General features: G+C 68.2%; 16 protein-coding genes and 3 pseudogenes. 7 read left to right on the forward strand and 12 right to left on the reverse strand.

The genetic code is table 11. The features are described 5' to 3' along the window. Positions 1-15: 15 nt before the first annotated feature. From EX20_RS19180 to EX20_RS19210, 8 genes and pseudogenes are all read right to left on the reverse strand, one after another. On the reverse strand, positions 16-2,160 hold the full coding sequence (locus EX20_RS19180) for an FUSC family protein (protein WP_014725496.1): 2,145 nt from the start codon (positions 2,158-2,160) through the stop codon (positions 16-18). Further along, positions 2,157-2,636 carry a MarR family winged helix-turn-helix transcriptional regulator gene (locus EX20_RS19185; RefSeq protein ID WP_011879625.1) on the reverse strand — a complete coding sequence of 160 codons (480 nt, stop codon included), beginning with the start codon at positions 2,634-2,636 and terminating at the stop codon, positions 2,157-2,159. The genes EX20_RS19180 and EX20_RS19185 overlap by 4 nt, the downstream gene beginning before the upstream one ends. Before the next feature lie 311 nt (positions 2,637-2,947). Continuing rightward, positions 2,948-3,125, reverse strand: a pseudogene (locus EX20_RS32575) (IS5/IS1182 family transposase); the annotation flags it as partial. 279 nt (positions 3,126-3,404) lie between these two features. After that, positions 3,405-4,424 (reverse strand): annotated as a pseudogene (locus EX20_RS19190) (IS110 family transposase). Between the two features lie 129 nt (positions 4,425-4,553). Next, a pseudogene (locus EX20_RS19195) lies at positions 4,554-5,059 on the reverse strand (IS5 family transposase); the annotation flags it as partial. Positions 5,060-5,345: 286 nt separating this feature from the next. Then, positions 5,346-6,731, reverse strand: coding sequence for an MFS transporter (locus EX20_RS19200; RefSeq protein ID WP_034194409.1), 1,386 nt, complete (start codon positions 6,729-6,731; stop codon positions 5,346-5,348). Between the two features lie 629 nt (positions 6,732-7,360). Further along, positions 7,361-9,070 carry a dihydroxyacetone kinase family protein gene (locus tag EX20_RS19205; RefSeq protein WP_034194410.1) on the reverse strand — a complete coding sequence of 570 codons (1,710 nt, stop codon included), beginning with the start codon at positions 9,068-9,070 and terminating at the stop codon, positions 7,361-7,363. A gap of 245 nt (positions 9,071-9,315) precedes the next feature. Continuing rightward, positions 9,316-10,206, reverse strand: a complete 891-nt coding sequence (locus EX20_RS19210; protein ID WP_034194411.1) for a LysR substrate-binding domain-containing protein — start codon at positions 10,204-10,206, stop codon at positions 9,316-9,318. A 153-nt stretch (positions 10,207-10,359) separates the two neighbouring features. Between EX20_RS19210 and ydiJ the strand changes: the two genes are divergently transcribed. Beyond that, complete coding sequence (gene ydiJ / locus EX20_RS19215) at positions 10,360-13,410, forward strand: D-2-hydroxyglutarate dehydrogenase YdiJ (protein ID WP_034194412.1); 3,051 nt, start codon at positions 10,360-10,362, stop codon at positions 13,408-13,410. A gap of 95 nt (positions 13,411-13,505) precedes the next feature. On the opposite strand, the gene EX20_RS19220 is transcribed toward ydiJ, so the two are convergent. The 3 genes from EX20_RS19220 to EX20_RS19230 form a co-directional block, all read right to left on the reverse strand. Further along, on the reverse strand, positions 13,506-13,808 hold the full coding sequence (locus EX20_RS19220; RefSeq protein ID WP_014726284.1) for a hypothetical protein: 303 nt from the start codon (positions 13,806-13,808) through the stop codon (positions 13,506-13,508). An 86-nt stretch (positions 13,809-13,894) separates the two neighbouring features. Next, a complete protein-coding gene (locus tag EX20_RS19225) occupies positions 13,895-15,049 on the reverse strand; it encodes a branched-chain amino acid ABC transporter substrate-binding protein (RefSeq protein ID WP_011880662.1) in 1,155 nt (384 codons plus the stop codon). Positions 15,050-15,635: 586 nt separating this feature from the next. Further along, a complete protein-coding gene (locus EX20_RS19230) occupies positions 15,636-16,547 on the reverse strand; it encodes a DMT family transporter (RefSeq protein ID WP_034194413.1) in 912 nt (303 codons plus the stop codon). A gap of 57 nt (positions 16,548-16,604) precedes the next feature. Here EX20_RS19230 and EX20_RS19235 point away from each other — a divergent pair, with 57 nt between their 5' ends. The 3 genes from EX20_RS19235 to EX20_RS19245 all read left to right on the forward strand — a co-directional run bounded on the left by EX20_RS19235 (position 16,605) and on the right by EX20_RS19245 (position 18,910). After that, a complete protein-coding gene (locus EX20_RS19235) occupies positions 16,605-17,564 on the forward strand; it encodes a LysR substrate-binding domain-containing protein (protein WP_034194414.1) in 960 nt (319 codons plus the stop codon). 151 nt (positions 17,565-17,715) lie between these two features. Continuing rightward, positions 17,716-18,375, forward strand: a complete 660-nt coding sequence (locus tag EX20_RS19240) for a hypothetical protein (protein ID WP_034194415.1) — start codon at positions 17,716-17,718, stop codon at positions 18,373-18,375. 76 nt (positions 18,376-18,451) lie between these two features. Further along, the gene (locus EX20_RS19245; protein ID WP_034194430.1) at positions 18,452-18,910 is read left to right on the forward strand and encodes a hypothetical protein; all 459 of its coding nucleotides are present in this window, start codon (positions 18,452-18,454) and stop codon (positions 18,908-18,910) included. A gap of 58 nt (positions 18,911-18,968) precedes the next feature. On the opposite strand, the gene EX20_RS19250 is transcribed toward EX20_RS19245, so the two are convergent. Continuing rightward, a complete protein-coding gene (locus EX20_RS19250; RefSeq protein WP_034194416.1) occupies positions 18,969-20,822 on the reverse strand; it encodes an ABC transporter ATP-binding protein in 1,854 nt (617 codons plus the stop codon). Positions 20,823-21,046: 224 nt separating this feature from the next. Between EX20_RS19250 and EX20_RS19255 the strand changes: the two genes are divergently transcribed. From EX20_RS19255 to EX20_RS19265, 3 genes are all read left to right on the forward strand, one after another. Continuing rightward, positions 21,047-21,613 carry a TetR/AcrR family transcriptional regulator gene (locus EX20_RS19255; RefSeq protein ID WP_011880658.1) on the forward strand — a complete coding sequence of 189 codons (567 nt, stop codon included), beginning with the start codon at positions 21,047-21,049 and terminating at the stop codon, positions 21,611-21,613. A gap of 215 nt (positions 21,614-21,828) precedes the next feature. Continuing rightward, positions 21,829-22,254 carry an organic hydroperoxide resistance protein gene (locus EX20_RS19260; protein ID WP_011880657.1) on the forward strand — a complete coding sequence of 142 codons (426 nt, stop codon included), beginning with the start codon at positions 21,829-21,831 and terminating at the stop codon, positions 22,252-22,254. 72 nt (positions 22,255-22,326) lie between these two features. Next, positions 22,327-23,361 (forward strand): alpha/beta hydrolase, encoded by a 1,035-nt coding sequence (locus tag EX20_RS19265; RefSeq protein ID WP_034194417.1) that lies wholly within the window; start codon positions 22,327-22,329, stop codon positions 23,359-23,361. The last annotated feature ends 115 nt before the right edge of the window (positions 23,362-23,476 follow it).

A 23,476-nucleotide genomic window follows, 5' to 3' on the forward strand; every position in this document is an offset into this window, starting at 1 on the left:
GGTGGGAAAGCCGGATCATGCGCGTGCTCCGTCCGCCGTGGCCTGCGGCGGCTGCGCGGCCGCGGCCGGGTACAGCGACAGCCGCAGCCCGACGAGCGCGTGCAGCGTATTGCGCAAGCGCCGGTGCGCGGCGCGCGACGTCGGTGCCGCAGGCGTCGCGCCGGCCTCCGCCGCGCCGGCCGACGCGGCGTGCGGCCGCGTGCGGCCCGCCACGCGCCGCAGCGCATCGTCGATCGACGCGAGCAGCGCGGGCGGCGCCGGCTGCCGTGCGTTGGCGGCCGCGCAGCGCGCGTAGTGATCGGTGACGCCGGCCAGCACGCGGTCGATCGCATCGGGCACGTCGCCCGACAGTCTGCGGCGCGCGCGGCGCAGGTCGAGCGCGTTCAGCGCGATGCGCAGGTCGCGGAAGCTCTCGATCGACGGATGACGATGATCGTCCGACGCGCCGAGCCGCGGCAGCAATTGCGTGACGCGATCGAGCATCCGCGACGCATGGTTGCGCTGGTCGTCGAGCGGCTGCGTCGACGCGGAGCGCGCGACGTCCTCCCAGCCCGAGCGCAGCAGCCGTCGCACGGCGAGTTCGGCGCCGAACGGCCGCGTCGCGCGCGTCCACAGATACGCGAACAGCAACCCGGCGACACCGGCGAGGTTGCTGTTCAGGAACACGAAGAAGTCGGCGTCGTACGCGCTCTGGATGCTGATGAAGGTCGCCGTGTTGACGGCGACGAGCATCGTCACCATGTTGAACTGCGGGCGCGGCAGCAGCGTGCCGATCAGGATGAACGGGCCGGCGAACATCAGCACGAGCATCGCGAAGTCGTGCACGTGCGGCAGCACGGCGAACAGGTACAGGCCCGCGAACACGACGCTCGCGGCGGTCGCGAGGAAGAACTTGAACACGAGCGGTGCGGGCTCGTCGAGCGCGGCGAAGAAGCTGCACGCGACGGCGGCCAGCGTGACCGCGCCGGCGCCGTCGTGCCAGCCCGACGCGATCCACAGCCAGCACGCGAACACGATCGCGCCGGCCACGGTCAGCGTCGAGAACAGCATCATCCCGCGATCGAAGAAACGCTCGGTGCCGCCGAGCCGCCAGTGCCTGAAACGCGGCTGCCAGATGCCCGACTCGTTCGCGATCAGCGCGCGCAGCGAGCGGCAGTCCTGCCAGATGTCGATGACCTGACGCAGCCGCCACAGCGCATTCGACAGCAGCGCGCCGTCCCAGCTCGCGAGTGCGCTGTCGGGCGGCTGCAGCGACGCGATGCGCGCGCGCAGGTCGTCCGCGGCCGGATCGTGCGCCATCTCGCCGCCGGTGTCGGCCTTCACGGCCGGCAGCGGCGCATCGAACCACTTCGCGGCGTCGGCGAGCAGCGCGTCGAGCCCGGGCGGCCGCACTTTCAGTTCGCGCATCAGCGCGACGAGCGGGTCGGCCAGCGACGACATCAGCGGCAGGAACAGCTGCATCCGGCCCGCGAGCGCCTGCGCGCGCTCGAGCACGCGCGGATGCGCGTGGTCGTAGCTCAGCTGGCTCAGCAGAAACTCGAGGCCGGTGATGGTGGCGGCGAGGCGCTGGCGGCACGCGGACAGCGCCTTGCCCGCGAGATGCCCGGACAACGTCTCGCGCCCGTAGAACGCGGCATCCTTGAACCATGCATCGGTGCGTTCGATCAGCGTCGGCGCGAGCCGGTTCGGGAACACGGTGCTGCCGACCACGCTCGCGCACACGATGCCGAGCACGATCTCCTCGGTGCGGGCGATCGCGACGTCGAAGATCGTCGACGGATCGGCCACCGTCGGCAGCGCGATGAGCGGCATCGTGTAACCGGCCAGCATGAACACGTAGCTGCGCGCGGTGCGGTCCGAGATCGCGAGGTAGAGCAGCGTGCCGCACCACGTCGCGACGATGATGCTGAACAGGATCGGCGTCTCGACGAATGGCGGCACGAACAGGATCGCGGCGGCTGCGCCGAGCGCGGTGCCGAGCGCGCGATACAGCGCCTTGGAACGCGTCGCGCCGACGAACGGGTTCGACACGATGTAGACGCTCGCCATCGCCCAGTACGGACGCGGCAGCTGAAAATACAGGCCGAGGTACAGCGCGAGCATCGACGCGGCGAACGTCTTGCCCGAGAACAGCCAGTCGCGAAGGCTCGGAAAGGTCATGACGCGGAACTGGCGGATTGCGGCGCGCCCGGGGCCGGGTTCGGCACGTCGGCGGCGTTGAACGCATTCAGCACGCGCAGCGTCGCCTCGAGGTCGGCGCGCGACACGCCCTTGAGCACCTGCGCGCGCAGCACGCGCAGGTCTTCTTCCATCTTCGCGGTGACCGAGCGGCCGGCGGCCGTCAGCGAGATCGTTTTCGCGCGACGATCGTACGGGTCCTCGTCGCGGCGCGCGAGACCGGCCGCGCACAGCTGGTCGAGCAGCCGCACGAGCGACGGCCCTTCGATGCCGACGTGTTCGGCCAGCGTGCCCTGGCGCACGCCTTCGCCCAGGCGCCCGGCGATCAGCAGCGGCGTGGCGCAGGCCTCGGACACGTTGTATGCGGTCAGCACCGCGTCGCTGGTGCGGCGCCACTTGCGCGCGCTGAGCACCAGCAGGCTGCTGACGGCGAGGCGGAGATCGGGCAGATTCGTCATGCACGAGATGATAGGGGCAAAGTAATTCGATAGCAAACTACCGTTTTTGTCATGCGGATGTCTTGCAGCTTCTGTGCATCGGCCGCGCAACGGCCGTCCAAAGCCGCGGTGCGCCGACCGACGAAGCTCCGATTCGCGAGCCGGTGACAAGCGGGTGGTGCAGTGCCGCATCGCCCGACCGATCGATTAGTCGTACCGTTGGTGTCGACGTGCGCCATAGCGGTGCAGTACACCGGGCACGCACCATGCGCGACGTCGCGCGCGGCACGCGACACCCGCGTCACACCGCACGCAATTGCACTAGGTCCTGTTCACATTCTCACCAGCGGCCCAAAGGCGCAGGTAAGCACCGCGAAGGCGAGATAGTTGCCTGCGAGCTTGTCGTAACGAGTGGAGCCGCTTGGTCTTTCGATTCGAGCGCGGTGGAATAACGGCCTTCGCATGTGCAGCGCGGATGGTGTTCACGAAGGCATCCGAGTCATAGCCTTTATATGAACGCGTCCCGTTTGCAACAGTTTTCGTGGGTTCAGACTGACAGGATGGGCTGCAGCTTTATATCCGGCCTTGTTGCAGCCGGTACAACTGCTGCAGGCCCCTATGAAATTCGCTGACTCGCACCTCATTTGTCCGGCGAGCTCGAAGCTCATCAGGCTATACAGGTTTAGCGAGTCCCGGTCCTACCTGGCTTGTCATCGCACTCGATTGCTGCGCAACCTTTCGACGTTCACCCTGTGTTAAACGTTTATCTTCAACCCGGTGTTGGCCTGTTCAAACGGGTCTCACACTCACGTAGCCTTTCTGATACTGCCGATCGTGAGCCAGCACGGCCCAGATCGTTCTTGCCATCTTGTTGGCCAACGCGACGACGATTACGTTCATTGGTCGCCGCTTCTTCATCTGCTCGACCCAGGGGCCAGGATCTTTCGCGTGTGTCAGAACGCTGCGTGCACCGTGAATCAGCAGCGTGCGCAAATACGTGTCGCCGCGCTTGCTGATACCGTGCAGATTCACCTTGCCACCTGAGCCCGTCTGCTCCGGCACCAGTCCCGCCCATGCCGCAAACTCTCGACCTGATCTGAATGCCTTTGCGTCACCCATCATCGCCACCGCTGCCGTCGCCGTCAGAAGGCCGACACCGGGAATCTCGCTGATCGCCTTCACAGCCCGGTTCTCCTTCTGCCACGCACGCATGCGTCGCTCGATCTCGGCAATCTGTCCGTCCAGCCTCGCCAGCTCGTTCCAGTGCTCGCGCAACGTGGCGATCAACGCTACTGGCAATCGCTCTGCAAGCCGCCCCAGCACCGCCGGAATCTCGCCATCCAGTTTCGCGCGGCCCCGGCTCATCACCTCGCCGTATTCCGTCAGCAGCCCTCGCAGTCCGTTGCTCTGCATCGTGCGGAACTTCACCAGTTGCTCGCGCATCCGGTGCAACGTCAACATCGCCTGCTGCATTTCCGTTTTCACCGCCACCGGCTTGCCGGGCTGCCGCACCGCCAGCCAGATCGCCTTGGCATCGGCCGCATCGCTCTTGTTCCGAATGTTGAATGCCTTCACGAACTCCGCCGGCATCAACCTGACTTCGTGGCCCATCTGGATCAACTGCCTCGCCTAGTGGTGCGCTCCACCGCAGGCTTCCATTCCGATCAGGCATCTGGCACGGTTGGCAAAGTGCTCAAGAAACTTGGCCCGCTTGATAGGCTTGTTCACGATTTCGCCCGTTTCCTGATCGATGTAATGAACCTGGAACACGTGCTTGGCGATGTCTACACCGACTGCAATACTGTCCATCGTGGATCCTCCGGTTGCTTTGGAAATGCGTGCATTTTCCACCTAGGCACATCGATGCCGTTGGCCCGTGAGGGTCCACACCCTTCCGTTTCCTCCCACTCGGCCGCAGGGTGGGACGCGTTCATTTCATTTGTCGGCGATCACAGCACCTGTGCGCAAATGCTCAACCAATTCGTGCGCACGGGAAATATCCGAGACCTGTCCTTCGGTGGCGATCATTCGCAGGGGGCGCCCGGCTTCATCGACAGCCAGATGCAGCTTGGTCGTCAGTCCACCGCGCGAACGCCCGAGCCCTTGCGGGCCGCTTTTTTTCGGGCCCCGGCCGAATGCTGGTGCGCACGCACGATGGTCGAGTCGATCAGCACGCGTTTGATCTCCGCTTCGTCGGACACTGCGTGCGCAACGCGCCCCCACACGCCTTTGCGACGCCACCGGGAGAAGCGCATGTACACCGTATGCCATCGTCCGAATTCCTTCGGCAGATCGCGCCACGGGCAACCGGTCCGGCCAATCCACAGAACCCCTTCGATAAACCAGCGATTGTCGGTCGCCGTTCGCCCTGGATCGCCTTCCTTGCCCTGCAACACCGATTCGATTCGTGCCCATACCTCGTTGCTCAGTAACGTTCGAATCATCTTGGCCTGCTCGCGCAAAAGACAAGATGTAAACACATTTCGTTGAATGTAAACAGACCCTAAGGAGCCGCACGCGAAAGCGCCGGCGCCTCGGAGCCTCGCCAAGCAACCGGTGTCGACGGCCGCGCATGCGAGATCGAAACGGACGGCCGCGCGATCATGCGCGCGCGGCGACGACATCGCCAATCCGCCGCACCTGAAACGCAGATCGCCCGCCGTCCGGTGCCGGGCGGCGGGCGATTCGACGGTTACCGTTTATGGGAGGCGCTGCGTGCTCGGTCGCGCGTCAACGTGCTTGCCCCGGTACCGCGTCGCCGCGCAGCGAGCAGCCGCGCGTCTCGATCACCGCCGACAGCGCGACGAGCCCGACCGCGCACGCGGCCATCATGTAGTAGGCGGGGATCATCGTGTTGCCGGTCTTGCCGATCAGCCAGTCGTTGACGATCGGCGCGGTGCCGCCGAACAGCGACGTCGACACGTTGTACGCGATCGCCATGCCCGCATAGCGCACGTGGGTCGGAAACATCGCCGGGAACATCGCGGAAATGGTCGCGAGCTGCGGCACGTACAGCAGGCCGAGCACCGCGAAGCCGACGAATGCGCCGAGCACGCCGTGCGTCATCAGCGCGAACATCGGCACGGCCGCGACGAACAACCCGACGAGCGAGATCCACCACATCGTCTTGCGGCCGACGCGATCCGACAGCCAGCCGGCGAACGGCAGCAGCACCATCATCGCGAGCATGCCGAGCAGCGGAATCAACAGCGACAGGTTTTCGCTGACGCCGAGTTCCTTGTGCATGTAGGTCGGCATGTACGCGAGCAGCACGTAGTTGACGACGTTCAGCGCCACGACGAGCCCGCCGAGCAGCAGCAGCGGCCTCGCATAGCGGACCAGCAGCCGGCCGAGCGGCAGCGCGGCGGCCGCGGCGCTCTGCTCGCGCCGCTGCGCCTGTTCTTCGAGCTCGCGGAACACCGGCGTTTCCTCGAGGCGCGAGCGCAGGTAGAAGCCGATCAGCCCGAGCGGCGCCGCGACGAGGAACGGTAGTCGCCAGCCCCAGGCGTGCATCGCGGTGTCGCCGAGCAGCAGCGCGAAGCCGAGCATCAGCAGCGCGCCGAGCGAAAACCCGGCGAGCGTCGCGAACTCGAGGAAGCTGCCGCACAGGCCGCGTCGCGCGTCGGGCGCGTATTCGGCGATGAAGGTCGCCGCGCCGCCGTATTCGCCGCCGGTCGAGAAGCCCTGCACCATGCGCAGCACGATCAGGGCGGCCGGCGCGAGCCAGCCGGCGCTCGCGTAGGTCGGCAGCACGCCGACCAGCAGCGTGGCGCCCGACATCGTCAGGACGGTCAGCGCGAGCACGCGCTTGCGGCCGAGGCGGTCGCCGAGCGGGCCCCAGAACAGGCCGCCGAGCGGACGGATCAGGAACGAGATCGCGAACGTGCCGAGCGCGAACAGCGTCGCGCTGGCCGTGCTGCCCGGAAACAGCGCGGCCGAAATATAGGCGAGCCCGTACGCGTAAATGCCGTAGTCGAACCATTCGGTCGCATTGCCGAGGGCCGCGGCCGCGATCGCGACGCGCGGCAGACAGTGCGGCTCATCGCCGCGGGAAGCCGCGTCGTCCGCAACGGAAGCGGCCGCGGAAACGGAAGTCATCGATGGCACGTATCGCATGAGGGATCCTCGCTATCAGCATGCGCCCGGACGGGCGCCGACGAGGATCAAAGTAATCCCGCCAATTAGCGACGCCGGATGTCATAGGACGATGTGAGGATCGGGGTTTTCCCCGGGGAGGGGAGCTGGGGTGGGGTGGTGATGCGAGGTGATGCGAGGCCCCCGCGGCGCAGAGCGGGACCGCATGGCAAGGCATGGCCCGAAGCGGCACAACAATGCACAGCACGGCACGACATACCACGCGTCGCGCGCGCTTGCTGCGGCCCCCGTTTGCAGCGTCCGCTTTACCTCCCGCGACGCGGGCGACATGGCGGTCCGCTCCAGCGACGCACCACGCGAGCGCGCCAGCCGACGACAACGACGCCAAACCGGGTGCGCCACGCCGCGCCCAGCCCTACCACGCGCGCGATGGCCGCACACGCCCGCCCGCGCCCCTTCTACCGCACGTGTGGCTGCAACGCGCACAGCCGGTCGCGGGCGACATGGCGGGCGGTTCCATGCCTCCAGCGACGCACCCCGCGAGCGCGCCGGCCGGCGACAACGATGCCGAACCGAGTGCGCCACGCCGCGCCCAGCCCTACCACGCACGCGATGGCCGCAAACGCCTGCCCGCGGCGCCCGCGCCCCGCCTACCGCACGTGCGGCAGCAACGCGCGCAGCCAGTACGTGACGGCCACGGCGCCGCCGTCCGGCGTACCGAGCGCGCGCGTGCCGAGATAGCTCGCCCGTCCCGCGCGCGGCGGCATGTCGGCCGTTTGCCGCGCGCCGTGTTCGGCGGCCTGCACGGCGGCCGCCCATGCGCTCGCGACGTCGTGGTCGTGATCGAGCGCGCGGCCGAACGCGTCGGCGGCCGGCACCAACGCATCGAGCATCGTGCGGTCGCCCGCGCGCGCGCCCCCGAGTTCGCTGATCGCGTCGGCTGCGCCGCGCAGCGCAGCCGCCCAGTCGCGCGCGGACGGCGCGATGGGGTCCGACGCGTCGGCAAGGCGCCGCGATGCGCGCAACAACGCGCTCGCATAGAACGGTCCCGAACTGCCGGCGATCGCGCGCCGCAACGCGGCGCCCAACGCCGCGAGCGTAGCGGCCGGCGCGCCGTAGGCGGTGTCCGGCAGCGCGAGGATCGCCTGCGCGGCGCGATGCATGCTCGCGCCGAGATCGCCGTCGCCGGCCGCGGTATCGAGCTCCGTCAGCGTCGCTTCGTGGTCGAGCAGTGCTTGCGCGACCGCGCGCAGCGCCGGCTGCAAACGCGCAGCCCATGCGCTCGCGGCCGCATCGACCGGCTGGGGCGGCGGCTCGTGCGCGACCGGCGCGTCGATTCGAACATGCGGGTTCACTGCGCCGCCGCCGGGCCATGCGCGCGCCTGCGTCGGCGCGTCGAGCAGCGCGGCCCGTTCGTCGTTCAGCCGCAGCAGCGAGATCGAGCAGCCCGGCATGTTCAGCGCCGACAGGAACGTGCCGGCCCAGGCGCGTGCGACCGTGATGCCGCGCCGGGTCAGGTTGTCGTACGCGGCGCGCAGCACGATCGCGAGCTCCATGTCGGGCGTCGCGCCGAGGCCGTTGACCAGCAGCGCGACGCGTTCGCCGCGATCGAGCACGAGGTCGGCGACGATGCGCGACAGCAGCGTCTCGACCAGCGCGTCGGCCGGCAGCGGCGCGGTGCGTTCGACGCCTTTCTCGCCGTGGATGCCGAGGCCCAGCTCGATCTCGTGATCGGCGAGGCTGAACCCGGACTTGTCCGCGCCGGGGATCGTGCAGCCATCCAGCGCGACGCCCATCGTGCCGAGCTCGGCGGCCGCCTCGCGCGCGACGGCCGCGACGCGCGCGAGCGGCAGCCCGCGTGCGGCGGCGGCGCCGGCCAGCTTGTGAATCAGCACGGTGCCGGCGATGCCGCGCCGCTGGCCGCGCTCGACGACACCGCGCAGCGACACGTCGTCGGCGACGATCACCATCTCGACCGGGATGCCTTCCGCGCGGGCGAGTTCGGCGGCCAGCCCGAAATTGAGGCGGTCGCCGGTGTAGTTCTTCACGACCAGCAGCGCGCCGTTCGGCCCGGCGCTCGCGCGGATCGCGGCGAGCACGGCGTCGGTCGACGGCGACGTGAACACCTCGCCGCACACGGCCGCGCTCAGCATGCCTTCGCCGACGTAACCGCCGTGCGCGGGCTCGTGGCCGCTGCCGCCGCCGGACAGCACGGCGACCGGCCGGCGCGACGGCTCGGGCAGCGGCTGGCGCACGAGCACGTGCTCGTCGCCGAGGATCGCGACATGCGGCGACTGCCGCGCGATGCCTTCGAGCATTTCGCTAACGACATCGGACGGGAGGTTCACGAGCTTCTTCATGGCGAGGGTTCCTGACGGTGGTGCGCAGGGCGGCCGAACCGGGCGGTCTGCGGGCGGTTGATCGTACGCGGTGGGCGGCGGCAATGAAGCGCCGCCCGCCGCGTGACGTAGCATCCGAGCATTCGTAGCACGAATGTAACGAAAATGGCGTCGCTCAGGGGGCCTCGACGCATCGGTCGCATGCGCAGGCCGACGCCCGCATGGCGGCTCGCGCCGCGCGAGCGTGTCGTCGTCGGCACGATTTGTCAGCACGCTTTCAGCAGCCATTCGCGAAACGCGGCCAGCGACGGCAGCGTTTCGTTTTCCGGCGGATACACGAGATAGTAGCTGCGCCGGCTCGTGATCGCGTCGCCGATCGGCACGAGCTCGTGGCGGGTCAGTTCGTCTTCGACGAGCACCTTCGGCACCAGGCCGATGCCGATGCCGGCCCGCACGGCCTGGATCAGGTGCGACGTCAGCTCGAAGCTCGGCCCGACCCGCATGTCGCGATGATCGAGGCCGAAATGCGCGAACCACTCGGCCCACGCGTGCTGATTGCTGGTCACGCCCAGCAGCGTCTGGCCGGCCGCCCAGGCGGGCGCCCGCGCCTTGGCGTTGCGCTGCCCGGCAGCGGCCGGGCTGGCGATCGCGATCAGGAATTCGTTGGACAGCCGGTGCGCGTGCAGGCCCGGCCAGTCGCCGGTGCCGACCGTGATGGCCGCATCGACGTCGTCGGTGTGAAAGTCGATCGCGCCGATCCGCGAATGCAGATGCACCGTCACGCCCGGATGCGCGGCGTAGAAGCCGTGCAGATGCGGCAGCAACCATTTCGAACCGAAGGTCGGCAACGTCGCGAGCCGCAGCGTGCCGGCGCCGGCCTGATGCGACATCGCCTGCAGCGTCGCGCCGCGGATGCGCCCGAGCGCGCCGCTCACTTCGGCGAAGTAGCGCCGCCCGACCTCGGTCAGCTTCACGGAGCGGCCCTCGCGCCGGAACAGCGCGACGCCGAGTTGAGCCTCGAGCGTCTGCACCTGCCGGCTGATCGCGCTCTGGCTCAGCGACAGCTCGTCGGCGGCACGCGTGTAGCTCTCGTGCCGTGCGGCGGCTTCGAACACCAGCAAGAGCGACATCGACGGGGTCAGGCGGCGATAATTCATGAGTTTTATGCAAGCGTTGATGGGGCAGAATTCGTTTGTTCGTCGGACCGTTCCGCAAGATACTGGATTTCCCGCGCGCGTGAAAACTTGCTCAAAACTCATGGTTTTAATCGAGGCCGCGCAACGGCTCCCATCACTTTGCGCTGCCATTCCATGCCGATCGCTCCGTTGTCCCGTCCCGTCAGCCCGCTCGAGGCCCGTTACCGCGACTTCCTCGCCGCGCTGCAGGCTGGCGGTTTCGCCGGCGAAATCCGCGCCGACCACGCGAACCGCACCGTGCAGGCCACCGACAACTCGATCTATCAGCGCCTGCCGCAAGCGGTCATTAGCCCCGCGCATGCGGACGACGTGCGGCTGCTCGCGCGCGTGCTCGCGCAGCCCGAGCATCGCGGCGTCGCGGTGGCGGCGCGCGGCGGCGGCACCGGCACCAACGGGCAGTCGCTGACCGACGGCGTGATCGTCGACCTGTCGCGCAACCTGAACCGGATTCTCGAAATCAACGCCGACGAGCGCTGGGTGCGCGTGCAGGCCGGCGTCGTCAAGGATCAGCTCAATGCCGCGCTGAAGCCGCACGGGCTGTTTTTCGCGCCGGAGCTGTCGACGTCGAATCGCGCGACGATCGGCGGGATGATCAATACCGACGCAAGCGGGCAGGGCAGCTGCACCTACGGCAAGACGCGCGACCACGTGCTCGCGCTCGACTTCGTGCTGCTCGGCGGCGAGCAACTGCGCAGCGATGCCGTCGCCGAAGCCGAACTCGAACGCCGCTGCGCGCGGCAGGACCGCGTCGGCGACGTGTATCGCACCGCGCGCCGCATCCGCGACGAACAGGCGGCGCTGATCGACGCGAAATTCCCCAAGCTCAATCGCTGCCTGACCGGCTACGACCTCGCGCACCTGCGCGAAGCCGACGGCCGCTTCAATCTCAACAGCGTGCTGTGCGGCGCCGAAGGCTCGCTCGGCTTCGTCGTCGAAGCGAAGCTGAACGTGCTGCCGATCCCGAAGTACTCGGTGCTGGTCAACGTGCGCTATGGCGGCTTCATGGACGCGCTGCGCGATGCGCGAGCGCTGCTCGCCCATCGGCCGCTGTCGATCGAAACGGTCGACTCGAAGGTGCTGATGCTCGCGATGAAGGATTTCGTCTGGAGCAGCGTGGCCGAGTATTTCCCGCAGGACGACGGGCGTCCGACGCTCGGCATCAACCTGATCGAATTCGGCGGCGACGACGCCCATGACGTCGATGCGCGCGTGCATGCGTTCGTCGAGCATTTGCGCACCGATACGAGCGTCGAGCGCTTCGGCCATACGCTCGCGAGCGGCGCTGACGCGGTCAAGCGCGTGTACGCGATGCGCAAGCGCGCGGTCGGGCTGCTCGGCAACGTGCAGGGCGAGGCGCGCCCGCAGCCGTTCGTCGAGGACACCGCGGTGCCGCCCGAGAACCTCGCCGAATACATCGCCGAATTCCGCGCGCTGCTCGATGCTCACGGGCTGCAATACGGGATGTTCGGCCACGTCGACGCCGGCGTGCTGCACGTGCGCCCCGCGCTCGACATGAAGGACCCGAAGCAGGCGGCACTGGTGCGGCCGGTGTCGGATGCGGTCGCCGCGCTCACGCAGCGGCATGGTGGCCTTTTATGGGGTGAGCACGGCAAGGGCGTGCGGTCGGAATACGCGCCGGCGTTCTTCGGCGAGCTGTATCCGTCGCTGCAGCAGCTGAAGGCCGCGTTCGATCCGCACAACCAGCTGAACCCCGGCAAGATCGCGACGCCGCCGCTGCGCACGCTGCGGCTGCTGAAGATCGACGAGGTGCCGACGCGCGGCGACCACGACCGGCAGATCGACGAGCGCGTGTGGCGCAGCTACGGCACCGCGATGCACTGCAACGGCAACGGTGCGTGCTACAACTTCGACCCGGACGACGCGATGTGTCCGTCGTGGAAGGCGACGCGCGAGCGCGTGCAGTCGCCGAAGGGGCGCGCCTCGCTGATGCGCGAATGGTTGCGCCTGCAAGGGCAGGCCGGCGTCGACGTCGTCGCGGCGGCGCGTGTGCGGCAGCCGTGGGCGACGGGCATCGTCACGCGCTGGCGCAACAGCCGCGCCGCGCGCAACGGCGCAGCGGACTTCTCGCACGAGGTGTACGACGCGATGGCCGGCTGCCTCGCGTGCAAGTCGTGTGCGGGGCAGTGCCCGGTCAAGGTCAACGTGCCCGAGTTCCGCTCGCGCTTTCTGGAGCTGTATCACCAGCGCTATCAGCGGCCGCTGCGCGACTATCTGATCGGCTCGCTCGAATTCACGATGCCGTGGCTCGCACGCGTGCCCGCGCTGTACAACCGGATGATGGCGGCCGGGTGGGTGCGCACGCTGCTCGAGCGTCAGGTCGGCATGGTCGACAGCCCGCTGCTGAGCCGCTTCGATCTCGCGGCCGCGCTGCGGCAATGGCGCGTGCGGCCGGCCGATCCGCAGGCGCTCGCCGCGCTGACCGACGCGCAGCGCGCGCGCAGTGTGGTCATCGTGCAGGACACGTTCACGCGTTACTTCGACACCGAGCAGTTGGCGACGCTGATCGAACTGGCCGCGCGCATCGGTTTCCAGGTATGGCTCGCGCCGCTCGCGCCGAACGGCAAGGCGCTGCACGTGCAGGGCTTTCTGCGCGCGTTCGAGCGGGCGGCGATCCGCAACGCGACGCAGCTCGCCGCGCTTGCACGCTCGGGCGTCGCGCTGGTCGGCCTCGATCCGGCGATGACGCTCACGTATCGGCAGGAATACCTGAAGGTGACCGGGCTCGTCGACCTGCCGCAGGTCGCGCTGCCGCAGGAGTGGCTGCTCGATGCGTTGCCGGAAGCCCGCGCGGGCCGCGCATCGGGCGCCGCGCTTCGGCTGCTGCCGCACTGCACCGAGCGGACCAACGCACCGGACAGCGGCAGGCAATGGGCGCAGCTATTCGCGCGGCGCGGTCTGCGCCTGACGGTCGAGGCGGCCGGCTGCTGCGGGATGTCGGGCACCTATGGGCACGAGGCGCGCAATCTCGCGACGTCGAAGGCGATCTATGCGCAATCGTGGGCGGCGCACGTAGATGGTTCCGCGGAACGAGGCGAGGCGCTGGCGACCGGGTACTCGTGCCGCAGCCAGGTGAAGCGCATGTCGTCGAAGCAACTGCGGCATCCGTTGCAGGCGTTGCTCGATCAGGTGCGAGCGGCAGACTGACGGGCGGACGGCGTCGCAGGCGCCGCCGACTGACGGGTTCGATCGGCCGCTCCATGGGCGCGGACGAGGACGCCGCTACCGGTGAATTCGATGCATCAGGAGCCGACCTTGACGGTCCTCCGCGCGCGCGGTTTGTCGCCGGCGGGAAACACCCCGCCGCCGCGCGGCCGCTTCGGCTCGATCGCCGTCTTGCCGATCACGTGCCGGAAATCGATCTCGTGCGCCGCGAGCGCGCCGATGAGGGTCGCGATGACCGCGAGGTGCGAAGGGACGGTGCCCTTGCTCGAATAGTTCGTGATGGAGCTTTCGTTCATCCGGATCAGCCGCGCGAATTCGCGCGCGGTCAGCTGCGCCTTCTTCAACTCCTGCTGAAATTCCGCATACGCCATTGCACACATGTCACTTCATCTCCGCAAAGCCTGAACCGGCCCGCGCGGCACCGGCGCGACGGGTGGCGTTCCCGTCGCGCCGGCATCGCGGGGAATTACATCTTCACCTGATCGAGGAAGGTCTTCTTGCCGGCCTTGTAGCCGTAGATCGAGATGATCCCGTGCGTCAGGTCGCCCTTCGCGTCGAACGTCGTCGTGCCGATCACGCCTTCATACTTCGTCGACGGCATCGCGGCGACGATCTTGGCCGGATCGGTCGAGTTCGCGCGCTTCATCGCGTCGACGGCGATATACACCGCGTCGTAGGCGAACGGCGCATCGAACTTGATGCCCTGGTTGAAGCGCTTCTCGTACTTCGCGACGAACGCCGCGCCGCCCGGCATCTTCTCGAGCGCCGCGCCGGCTTGCGAGCACAGCACGTTGTCGGCCGCGGGGCCGGCCAGCTGCGCCAGCGAGTCGGTGCACACGCCGTCGCCGGACAGGATCTTCGCGCGCAGGCCGAGCTGCTTCGCCTGCTTCGCGAGCGGGCCGCCGGTGGCATCCATGCCGCCGTACATGATCGCGTCCGGGTTCTCGCCCTTCACCTTCGTCAGGATCGCGCGGAAGTCGACGGCCTTGTCGTTGGTCGCGTCGTGCGACAGCACCTTCAGGCCGAGCGCCTTGGCCTTCTTCTCGAATTCGTTCGCGAGGCCCTGGCCGTACGCGGTCGAATCGTCGATCACCGCGACGCTCTTCACGCCCTTCGACTGCGCGTAGCTCGCGAGCGCGGGGCCTTGCTGCGCGTCGGTCGCGACCACGCGATAGGTGGTCTTGAAGCCCTGTTGCGTGTAGGTCGGGTTGGTGGCCGACGGCGAGATCTGCACGATGCCCGCATCGCTGTAGATCTTCGACGCCGGGATCGACGTGCCCGAGTTCAGGTGGCCGATGACGGCGACGACCTTGTCGTCGACCAGCTTCTGCGCAACCTGCGTCGCCTGACGCGGGTCGGCCGCGTCATCCTGCGCGTCGAGCTGCAGCGTGATCTTCTTGCCGCCGATCGTCAGGCCCTTCGCATTGATCTCTTCGACGGCGAGACGTGCGCCGTTCTCGTTGTCCTTGCCCAGGTGCGAAATGCCGCCCGTTGTCGGTTCGACGCTGCCGATCTTCACGACCTGGTCGGCCATCGCGCTCGAGGCGGCCGCGAATGCGGCGGCTGCCAGTGCGACGGTGACCAGGGGTTTGCAGCGCATGCCGACGGTGCTTCGTTCCATCTGCCATCTCCGTTGATTGATAGTGCTGTTGCCGCCCGTTCGATCGCGCACGCCCTTGTGAGGCGGCCGGCGAGCCGGGCGAGTCTCCGCGACCCGCGATGGGTTCGGCTTGCCTGTCGCCGATCGTCGAGTACGCCGTGGTGCTGCCGCGGCGCATGCGACTTCATCGGACGACACGCAATTCGTCTGAATATATCTGAACGCGCTTGCGCCCGTCTCGGCGAATTGTCCGAGCTTGCGCAAATGTGATGCGGCCGCACGGCCGTCGCGCGATCGGCGCGTGCGCGTGTCGCGCCGTCAATGGCCCTGATTATTCGACGGGCCGGATTCCGAAGCCATGGACAGTGCGATGCAATCAGTCAGCAACTGTTCGGTCGATTCGTCTGCACACTTCGATTCATCGGCGCGGCAACGTCTCCTCCGATTAGATGCAACTAACGGTCGAGCCCGCTGGCGCCGGCGAATCGACGCGCGCTTCGCTTGCTTGCCGAGTCGCTCGTCGGTTTTGCAGCAATCGTAGCCGGCTCCGGAGCGTGCGGTGATCCGCTCACTCGACGCGGCCTCCGTGTGCGACGTCGCCGCGCGGCTACGCGCGTCCGCGCAATGCGACGACGACGACACCCACGATCGCCAGCAGGCCGCCGCCCACGGTGCCGATGCCGGGCCGTTCGCCGGTGAGCATCATCGACATCGCCGTCGCGACCGCCGGCGTCAGATACAGGAAGCTGGACGCGCGCGCCGCGCCGAAATGGCCGAGTGCGAACGACCACGCCGCATAGCCGAGCGCCGCCGGGAAGATGCCGAGCACGAGGACGGCCGACACCGTCTCGTGCGACGCACCGTCGCCGAGCGCCGCCAGCGCGCCGGGCAACCATGGCGCAAGCAGTACCGCGCCGGCCAGCAGCGTGTACGCGGTGCATGGCAGCGCGCCGTACACGGGGATCAGCCGCCGCTGCAACACGAAATAGCTGGCCGAACACAGCGCCGCGCCGAGGATCAGCGTGCTGCCGGAGCCGAGCACGAGGCCGCCTGGCTGACCATGCGCGATCACCGCGATGCCGGCGAGGCTGACCAGCGAGCCGAGCCAGCCCCAGCGATTGAAGCGTTCATGCAGAAACACCGCGGCAAGCAGTGCCGTGAAGATCGGCAGCGTGTTGACGATGAAGCTGGCCGCGCCGGCCGAGACGGTTTGCTCGCCGGTGTTGAGCAGCGCGTTGTAGAGCGCGATGCCGAGCAGGCCGCATGCGAGAAAGCGCAATGCGTCGCCGCGGCTCGGCTTCGGCGGCCGCCGCCACGCGAGCCATGCGAGCGCGAGCACGGCCGCGGTGGCGAAGCGCGCGGCGGCGAGCTGCAGCGGCGTCAGCCCGTGCAGGCCGATGCGGATGAATGGGAACGCGCTGGCCCACGAGACGATCGTGAACGCCACCGCGCCGGCCGCGACGAGCCGCTGTCGCGCGTCGCGTGCCGAAGAGGGGGGAGAGGAGGAGAGCGTGTTCATGCGGCCATGGTGCAGTGTCGCGAGATGTTAAGCTAGCGCACAGATCGACATCCGGATATGAATATGGCTCACAGCTCGGTGCGCCGCCGCGGCGACCGTCCGGCGCGCTCGCAGCCGGGTGCGCCGCCGCAGCCGGGCTCGCGACCGCCGCTCGCGAGTCTCGAGACCGTCTGCACGGTCGCGCGTCACGGCTCGTTTCTGGCGGCGGCCGAGGTGTCCGGCGTCACGCACGGCGCGATCAGCCGGCGCGTGGCTGCCGTCGAAAACTGGCTCGGCATGACGTTGTTCGAACGTCATGCGCGCGGCGTGCGCATGACGCCGGACGGCCAGCGCTTCGTCGGCCGGATCGAGCAGGCGTTCGCGATCATCGACGGCGCGGCCGATCAGTGGCGCTTGCCGCGCGCGCCGCGGCTCGTCAGGATGAGCGTGGTGCCCGCCTTCGCGCAGCTCTGGCTGTTCGAGCGGCAGCAGGCGCTCGAGAGCGAGGCGCCGGCGTTGCGCATCGAGCTCGGCATCGAGCTGCGCAACGTCGACATCGCAGCGGGCGAAGCGGATCTGTCGATTCGCTACGGGCGCGGCAACTGGCGTCATCTGGAAACGCGCGAGTTCATGCCGGAGAAGCTGCATCCGGTCGCGCACCCGCGGCTCGCCGCGCAGCTCGCCACGCTGCGCCAGCGCGGCGGCGACGCGGCGCTGCTCGAGATGCCGCTGCTGCACGATTCGGACGTCACCGGCTGGCGCACGTGGTTCGCCGCGCTCGGCATCGCGTTCAAGCCGCGCGCGCAGGACCGCCGCTTCGAGGATTACAACCTCGTGCTGGCGGCGGCCGAAGCGGGGCTCGGCGTGGCGCTGGCGCGCACGCCGCTTGCTAGCGCGTATCTCGAGCGCAGCGCGCTCGTGCGCGTGAGCAGGCACGAGGTCGAGTCGCCGCTCAGCTATCACTTCGTGCATGCAAAGGGCGAGGCGCGCCCCGAAGTGCTGGCGCTGATGGAGCGGATGCGCGCGGCGCTCGGATAGGCCAGCCGCGCGTGCGTCGGCGTCGTTGCCGCTCGACCGCGGTCGGCCGATCGCCGACAATGCGACCGCGGAAAAAGCGCGGGATTCGACAGATGGACGAGAATACGGAAATCGAGCGGTTCGAGCCGCTCGAATGTAAAGGGAACGAGTAATGAATAGACCAGACAAGTCGTCGAAGGCGCGTGCTGCGCTGGACCAGCTGTTTTCGGGCTTGGCGCCCGCGGACGCGCGCCCGAGCGCGTCGCGCCCGGGCAACCCGTTCGAAGCAGCCGACGACGCCACCGGCGCGGACGGCCGCGTCGAAGTCACGCTGTCGACGCGCATCCAGCTGCGCGGCTATCCGGGCGCGGATGCGTTCATGCAGCGCATGGCGCAAGCGTGGGGGCTCACGTGGGGCGCGTACGACGCGGTGCGCGCAACGGCGACGCTGCCGGTCGGCTGGCGCGCGCGCCGGCTGCCCGAAGTCACGCAGATCGTCGACGAACGCGACGTGCTGCGTGCGGAAAGCAGCCTGCAGGGCGGCGAGATGTCTTACCTGAAAGTGCATCCACGCTACTACATCGATGCGCGCAAGGGCGTGGGCTGGCGCAAGGAGTCGAAGGCCTCCGACGATCCGGATCTCGACGGCCCCGACTGGAACTGCTACGTGATGGACCGGGAAAAGTCCGTCGAACTGCACGAGTTGACGACGTCGTCGTCGAAGGCCGATCTCGACAACGCACGTGCGACGTTGTTGAAATGGCTCGACTCGCACTATCCGCGCCATCGCGATCCGTTCGCGTACTGGACCGATTGCGATCGTCCTCTGTAGTCCGCGCACGCGCATGTACACGCACGGCGGCGGCGCGGATCGCGCGGCAAGCCGTCATACATGGCAGGCGACCCACGTGAACCGGCTCCGTCCCGTCCCGATCCTGTACGCGGCATGCGCGGCGGCGCTTGCGTCGACCGTGATCGAACTGCTGCTCTGGCCGCTTGCCGGCGATGATGCCCTGCGCAACCTGCTGCGCGACGCGCGGCTGACGGCGGCGATCGCGTTGGGGCGCACGGCGCTTCGATCGTCCGCGGGTTTCGATCCGACGATCATGGGCGTGGCGACGCTGGTACACGCCGCGCTGTCGCTCGCGTACGCAGCCATGCTCGCGGCGCTGGTGCGCAATCTGTCGCGCGGCGCCGCACTGTGCGCAGGCGCCGTGTTCGGGCTCGTTCTCTACGGCGTCAACCTGTACGCGTTTACCGCGGTGTTTCCGTGGTTCGCGCAGGTGCGCGGCGCGATCACGCTGGTTGCGCATCTGGTGTTCGGCGCGAGCGCCGCGGGCGTTTATTGCGCGTTGCGTCGTCGATAGCACGGCGCACGGTGGCGTGCTGCGGCGACGCGGCACCCACCGCGCCGCCGCCTGCGCATTACTGCGTCTCGCGTTGCGCGTCCGCCGTCTCGCCGAGAAAACCGCCACTCTGATGCGCCCACAGCGCCGCATAGATGCCGCCGCGCTGCAGCAGCTCGGCGTGCGTGCCGACCTCGACGATGCGCCCCGCATCGAGCACGATCAGCCGATCCATCGCCGCGATCGTCGACAGCCGGTGCGCGATCGCGATCACCGTCTTGCCGCTCATCAGGCTGTCGAGGCTGCGCTGGATCGCGACCTCGACTTCCGAGTCGAGCGCGCTGGTCGCTTCGTCGAGCACGAGGATCGGCGCGTCCTTGAGCATCACGCGCGCGATCGCGACGCGCTGCCGCTGGCCGCCGGACAACTTCACGCCGCGCTCGCCGACCTCGACGTCGTAGCCGCTGCGCCCGTGCCGGTCGCGCAGCTGCGCGATGAAGTCGGCCGCCTCCGCACGCACGGCCGCTTCGCGCATCTCGCGCTCGGTCGCGTCGGGCCGCCCATACAGAATGTTCTCGCGCATCGTCCGATGCAGCAGCGACGTATCCTGCGTCACCATCCCGATCGCCGCGCGCAGGCTGTCCTGCGTCACGTGCGCGATGTCCTGCCCGTCGATCCGGATCGAGCCGCCGTCGACGTCGTAGAAGCGCAGCAGCAGGTTCACCAGCGTCGACTTGCCGGCCCCCGAACGACCGATCAGACCGATCCGCTCGCCCGGCCGGATCGTCAGGTTCAGCCCGTCGAACACCGGCGTGTCGTGTTCTTCGTGGGCGAAGCGCACGTTGTCGAACACGATTTCGCCGCGCGGCACGGTGAGCGCCGTCGCGTCCGGCGCGTCGCGCACGCTGCGCACCTTCGTCAGCGTGTTGATGCCGTCCTGGATCGTGCCGACGTTCTCGAACAGCTCGGTCATCTCCCACATGATCCAGTGCGAATAGCTCGACAGGCGCAGCGCCATCGCGACCACGGCCGCGACCACGCCCGCGCTCGCCTCGCCGTGCAGCCACAGATACAGCGCAAGGCCGGTCGAGCCGACCAGCAGCAGCGTCGACAACAGATGGTTGACGATCTCGAACGCGCTGACGAGACGCATCTGCGCGTCGCCGGTCGCCTTGAACGCCTCCATCGCGTGCCGCGCGTGATCGGCTTCGCGGCGCGTGTGCGAGAACAGCTTCACGGTCGTGATGTTCGAATAGGCGTCGGTGATGCGGCCCGTCATCAGCGCGCGCGCGTCGGCCTGCTCGCTGCCGACGCGCCCGAGCCGCGGCACGAAGAACGCGCAGGCGGCGCCGTAGCCGAGCGCCCACAGCGCGAGCGGGATCATCAGCCGCCAGTCGAAGCTGGCCGCGAGCGCGAGGATGCCGATCAGGTAAGCCGCGACCCCGATCACGACGTCGACCGACATGAACAGCGCATCGCGCACCGCGAGCGCGGTCTGCATGATCTTGGTCGTCACGCGGCCGGCGAACTCGTTCGCATAGAACGACAGGCTCTGGTCGAGCATCAGCCGGTGAAACAGCCAGCGCAGCCGCATCGGGAAGTTGATCGCCAGCACCTGGTGCTTGACGAGCGTATGCAGCGCAATCAGCAGCGCGCTGGCCGCGAGGATCGCCGCGAAGGCGACGAGCGTGCCGAAGTGGCGGCCGCCGAAGTCGGCCGGCGTCGCCGACGACAGCCAGTCGACCACGCGCCCCATCATCGCGAACAACGCGGCCTCGTAGCCGGCGAGCGCGGCCGACGTGAGCGCGATCAGCAGAAGCCAGCCGCGCGCGCCTTTCGTGCACGCCCAGACGAACGAGAAGAATCCCTTCGGCGGCGTGACGGGATCGTCGAGCGGGAAGGTGGGCAGGCGCCGTTCAAACCACGAAAACATCGATCTTTTTCCTCCGGTGATTCGGCCACGCGATCCGACGCCGATCGAGCGTCATACGTTGCGACCGCGTCGTCCGGCAGGGAGTGTCGCACCGATTCGTCGGCGCTGCAGGCCGGTCGTAAGGAAGCGAAGCGCCGCACCGCCGCCGCACCGCCGCGCGGGCCGCCGTCGCGCCCGTAAAAAAGTGCTTGACTCTCTATCTATGAGTAGATAAAGTTCGATCCATGGAAACGAAACCGACCGTCCGCGAACAGATTCTCGATCATGCGATCACGCTGATGATGCTGCGTGGTTACAACGGCTTCAGCTATCGAGACCTGTCGGATCTGGTGGGCGTGAAGACGTCGAGCATCCACTACTACTTCCCGTCGAAGGACGACCTCGTGCTGGAAGCGGTAGCGGCCTACAGCGACGACGTGCTCGCGGCGATCCGGACGATCGATCCAGCGCTGCCGGCAGACGTGAAGCTGAGCCTGTACACGAAGCTGTTCGGGCGCACGCTCGGCGACGGCGACCGGATCTGCCTCTGCGGCATGCTGGCGGCCGATATCGAATCGTTGCCGGACAATGTGCGGCAAGCGGTGCAGGCGTTCTTCAAGGCGAACGAAAAGTGGCTCGCCGAGCTGCTGACCCAGGGCGCGGCCGAAGGCACGCTGCAGTTCAGCGGCAAGCCGGAATCGGCGGCGCGCACGCTGTTCGCGGCGTTTCAGGGCAGCGTGCTGGCCAGCCGGCTGTTTCATACGCGGGCGCGCCTCGAAGATGTGGAGGCGGTGTGGAAGGTCCGGGCTTGAGCGCCGGGCATGTTTGCACCGCTTTTTGTTGCGGTTGGTTGTCTATCTTGTAGTAGATAGTTTTTTGAAGCGGATGGACGAAGCATCCGCACTTTTTGGGCTGGTTTATCTATCTATGAGTAGATAAACAAACGCAATGCCGGCGGCGACACCGCCGGCGCGCGGCCCCGGTTTGCAAGTTGGTTCACTCACTCATCGTTGAAAAGGAGTCTGTCATGTCGATCGAAAAAGTTCTCTACCGCGCTCATGCAAAAGCCACCGGCGGCCGCGACGGCCGTGCGACCGTGCCGGAAAGCGGCCTCGACCTGAAGCTGACCACGCCGCGCGAGCTCGGCGGTGCGGGCGGCGCGGGCGCGAACCCCGAGCAGCTGTTCGCGGCCGGCTACAGCGCGTGCTTCATCGGCGCGATGAAGTTCGTCGCGGCGCGCGACAAGATCGCGATCCCCGCGGATGCCGCGATCGAGGGCAGCGTCGGGATCGGCGCGATCCCGAACGGCTTCGGCATCGAGGTCGAACTGAAGATCTCGCTGCCGGGCCTCGACCGCGAAACCGCACAAACGTTGATCGATCGCGCGCACATCGTCTGCCCGTACTCGAACGCGACGCGCGGCAACATCGACGTCACGCTGACGCTCGTCTGATCGCACCCGATTCCGCTACCACGCAGTCCACCGTCCATCCGTTGCATACCGATTGAGCCAGGGAGTTTCATCATGAAGATCGTCAAGCCGCTGTTGATCGCCGCCGTCGTCGCAGCCACGTGGTCCGGCGCATCGGCCGCCACCGCGGCATCCGCGCAAGCCGTTCGCCCCGATACCGCGACGAGCGCGTTCCTCGCCGTGCTGAACGGCCAGAAGGGGCCGGGCCTCGAAACACTCAGCCCCGAAAAGGCGCGTCAGGTGCTGGTCGATGCGCAGAGCGGCGTGAAGGTCGATCTGTCCGGCATCGACGTGTCGACCCGCACGATCGAGCAGGACGGGCTGTCGGTGCCGATCACGATCGTGCGGCCGCAACAGGTGAGCGGCACGCCGCCGGTGTTCATGTTCTTCCACGGGGGCGGCTGGATTCTCGGCGACTTCCCGACCCACGAGCGCCTCGTGCGCGATCTCGTCGTGCAATCGGGCGCCGTCGCGGTGTTCGTCAACTACACGCCGTCGCCGGAAGCGCATTACCCAGTCGCGATCAACCAGGCGTATGCGGCGACGAAATGGGTCGCGGCGCACGGTGCGGAGATCGGCGTCGACGGCAGCCGTCTCGCGGTGGTCGGCAACAGCGTCGGCGGGAACATGGCGGCGGTCGTCGCGCTGATGGCGAAGGACAAGGGCGGCCCGGCGATCCGTTTCCAGGGGCTGTTGTGGCCGGTCACGGATCACGACTTCAACACCGGCTCGTACGGCGCATACGCGCAGGGACACTTCCTGACGCGGCCGTTGATGAAGTGGTTCTGGAACGCCTACACGAAGAACGAAGCGCAACGCGACGAGATCTACGCGTCGCCGCTGCGCGCGAGCGTCGCGCAGCTGAAGGGCTTGCCGCCGGCGCTGATCCAGGTCGCGCAGTTCGACGTGCTGCGTGACGAAGGCGAAGCGTACGGCCGCAAGCTCGACGCAGCGGGCGTCGACGCCACGACCACGCGTTACGACGGCACGATCCACGATTTCGGCCTGCTCAACGCGCTCGCCAACGACGCGCCGACGAAGGCCGCGATGAAGGCGATGGGCAACGAAATCGCGGCGCGGCTGAAGTAACGCGGCGAGCGGCATTCGCGCCGGCGTGAACACGCCTAAGCCGATCGGCGCAGCGGCGGGCTTCGGCCCGCCGCTTTTTTGCGTGGGCGGGACGCGTGTGGCGAGGCGCGGCATC

It is taken from the genome of Burkholderia sp. WP42 (assembly GCF_000745665.1).
GTDB classification, from domain to species: Bacteria; Pseudomonadota; Gammaproteobacteria; order Burkholderiales; family Burkholderiaceae; genus Burkholderia; species Burkholderia vietnamiensis.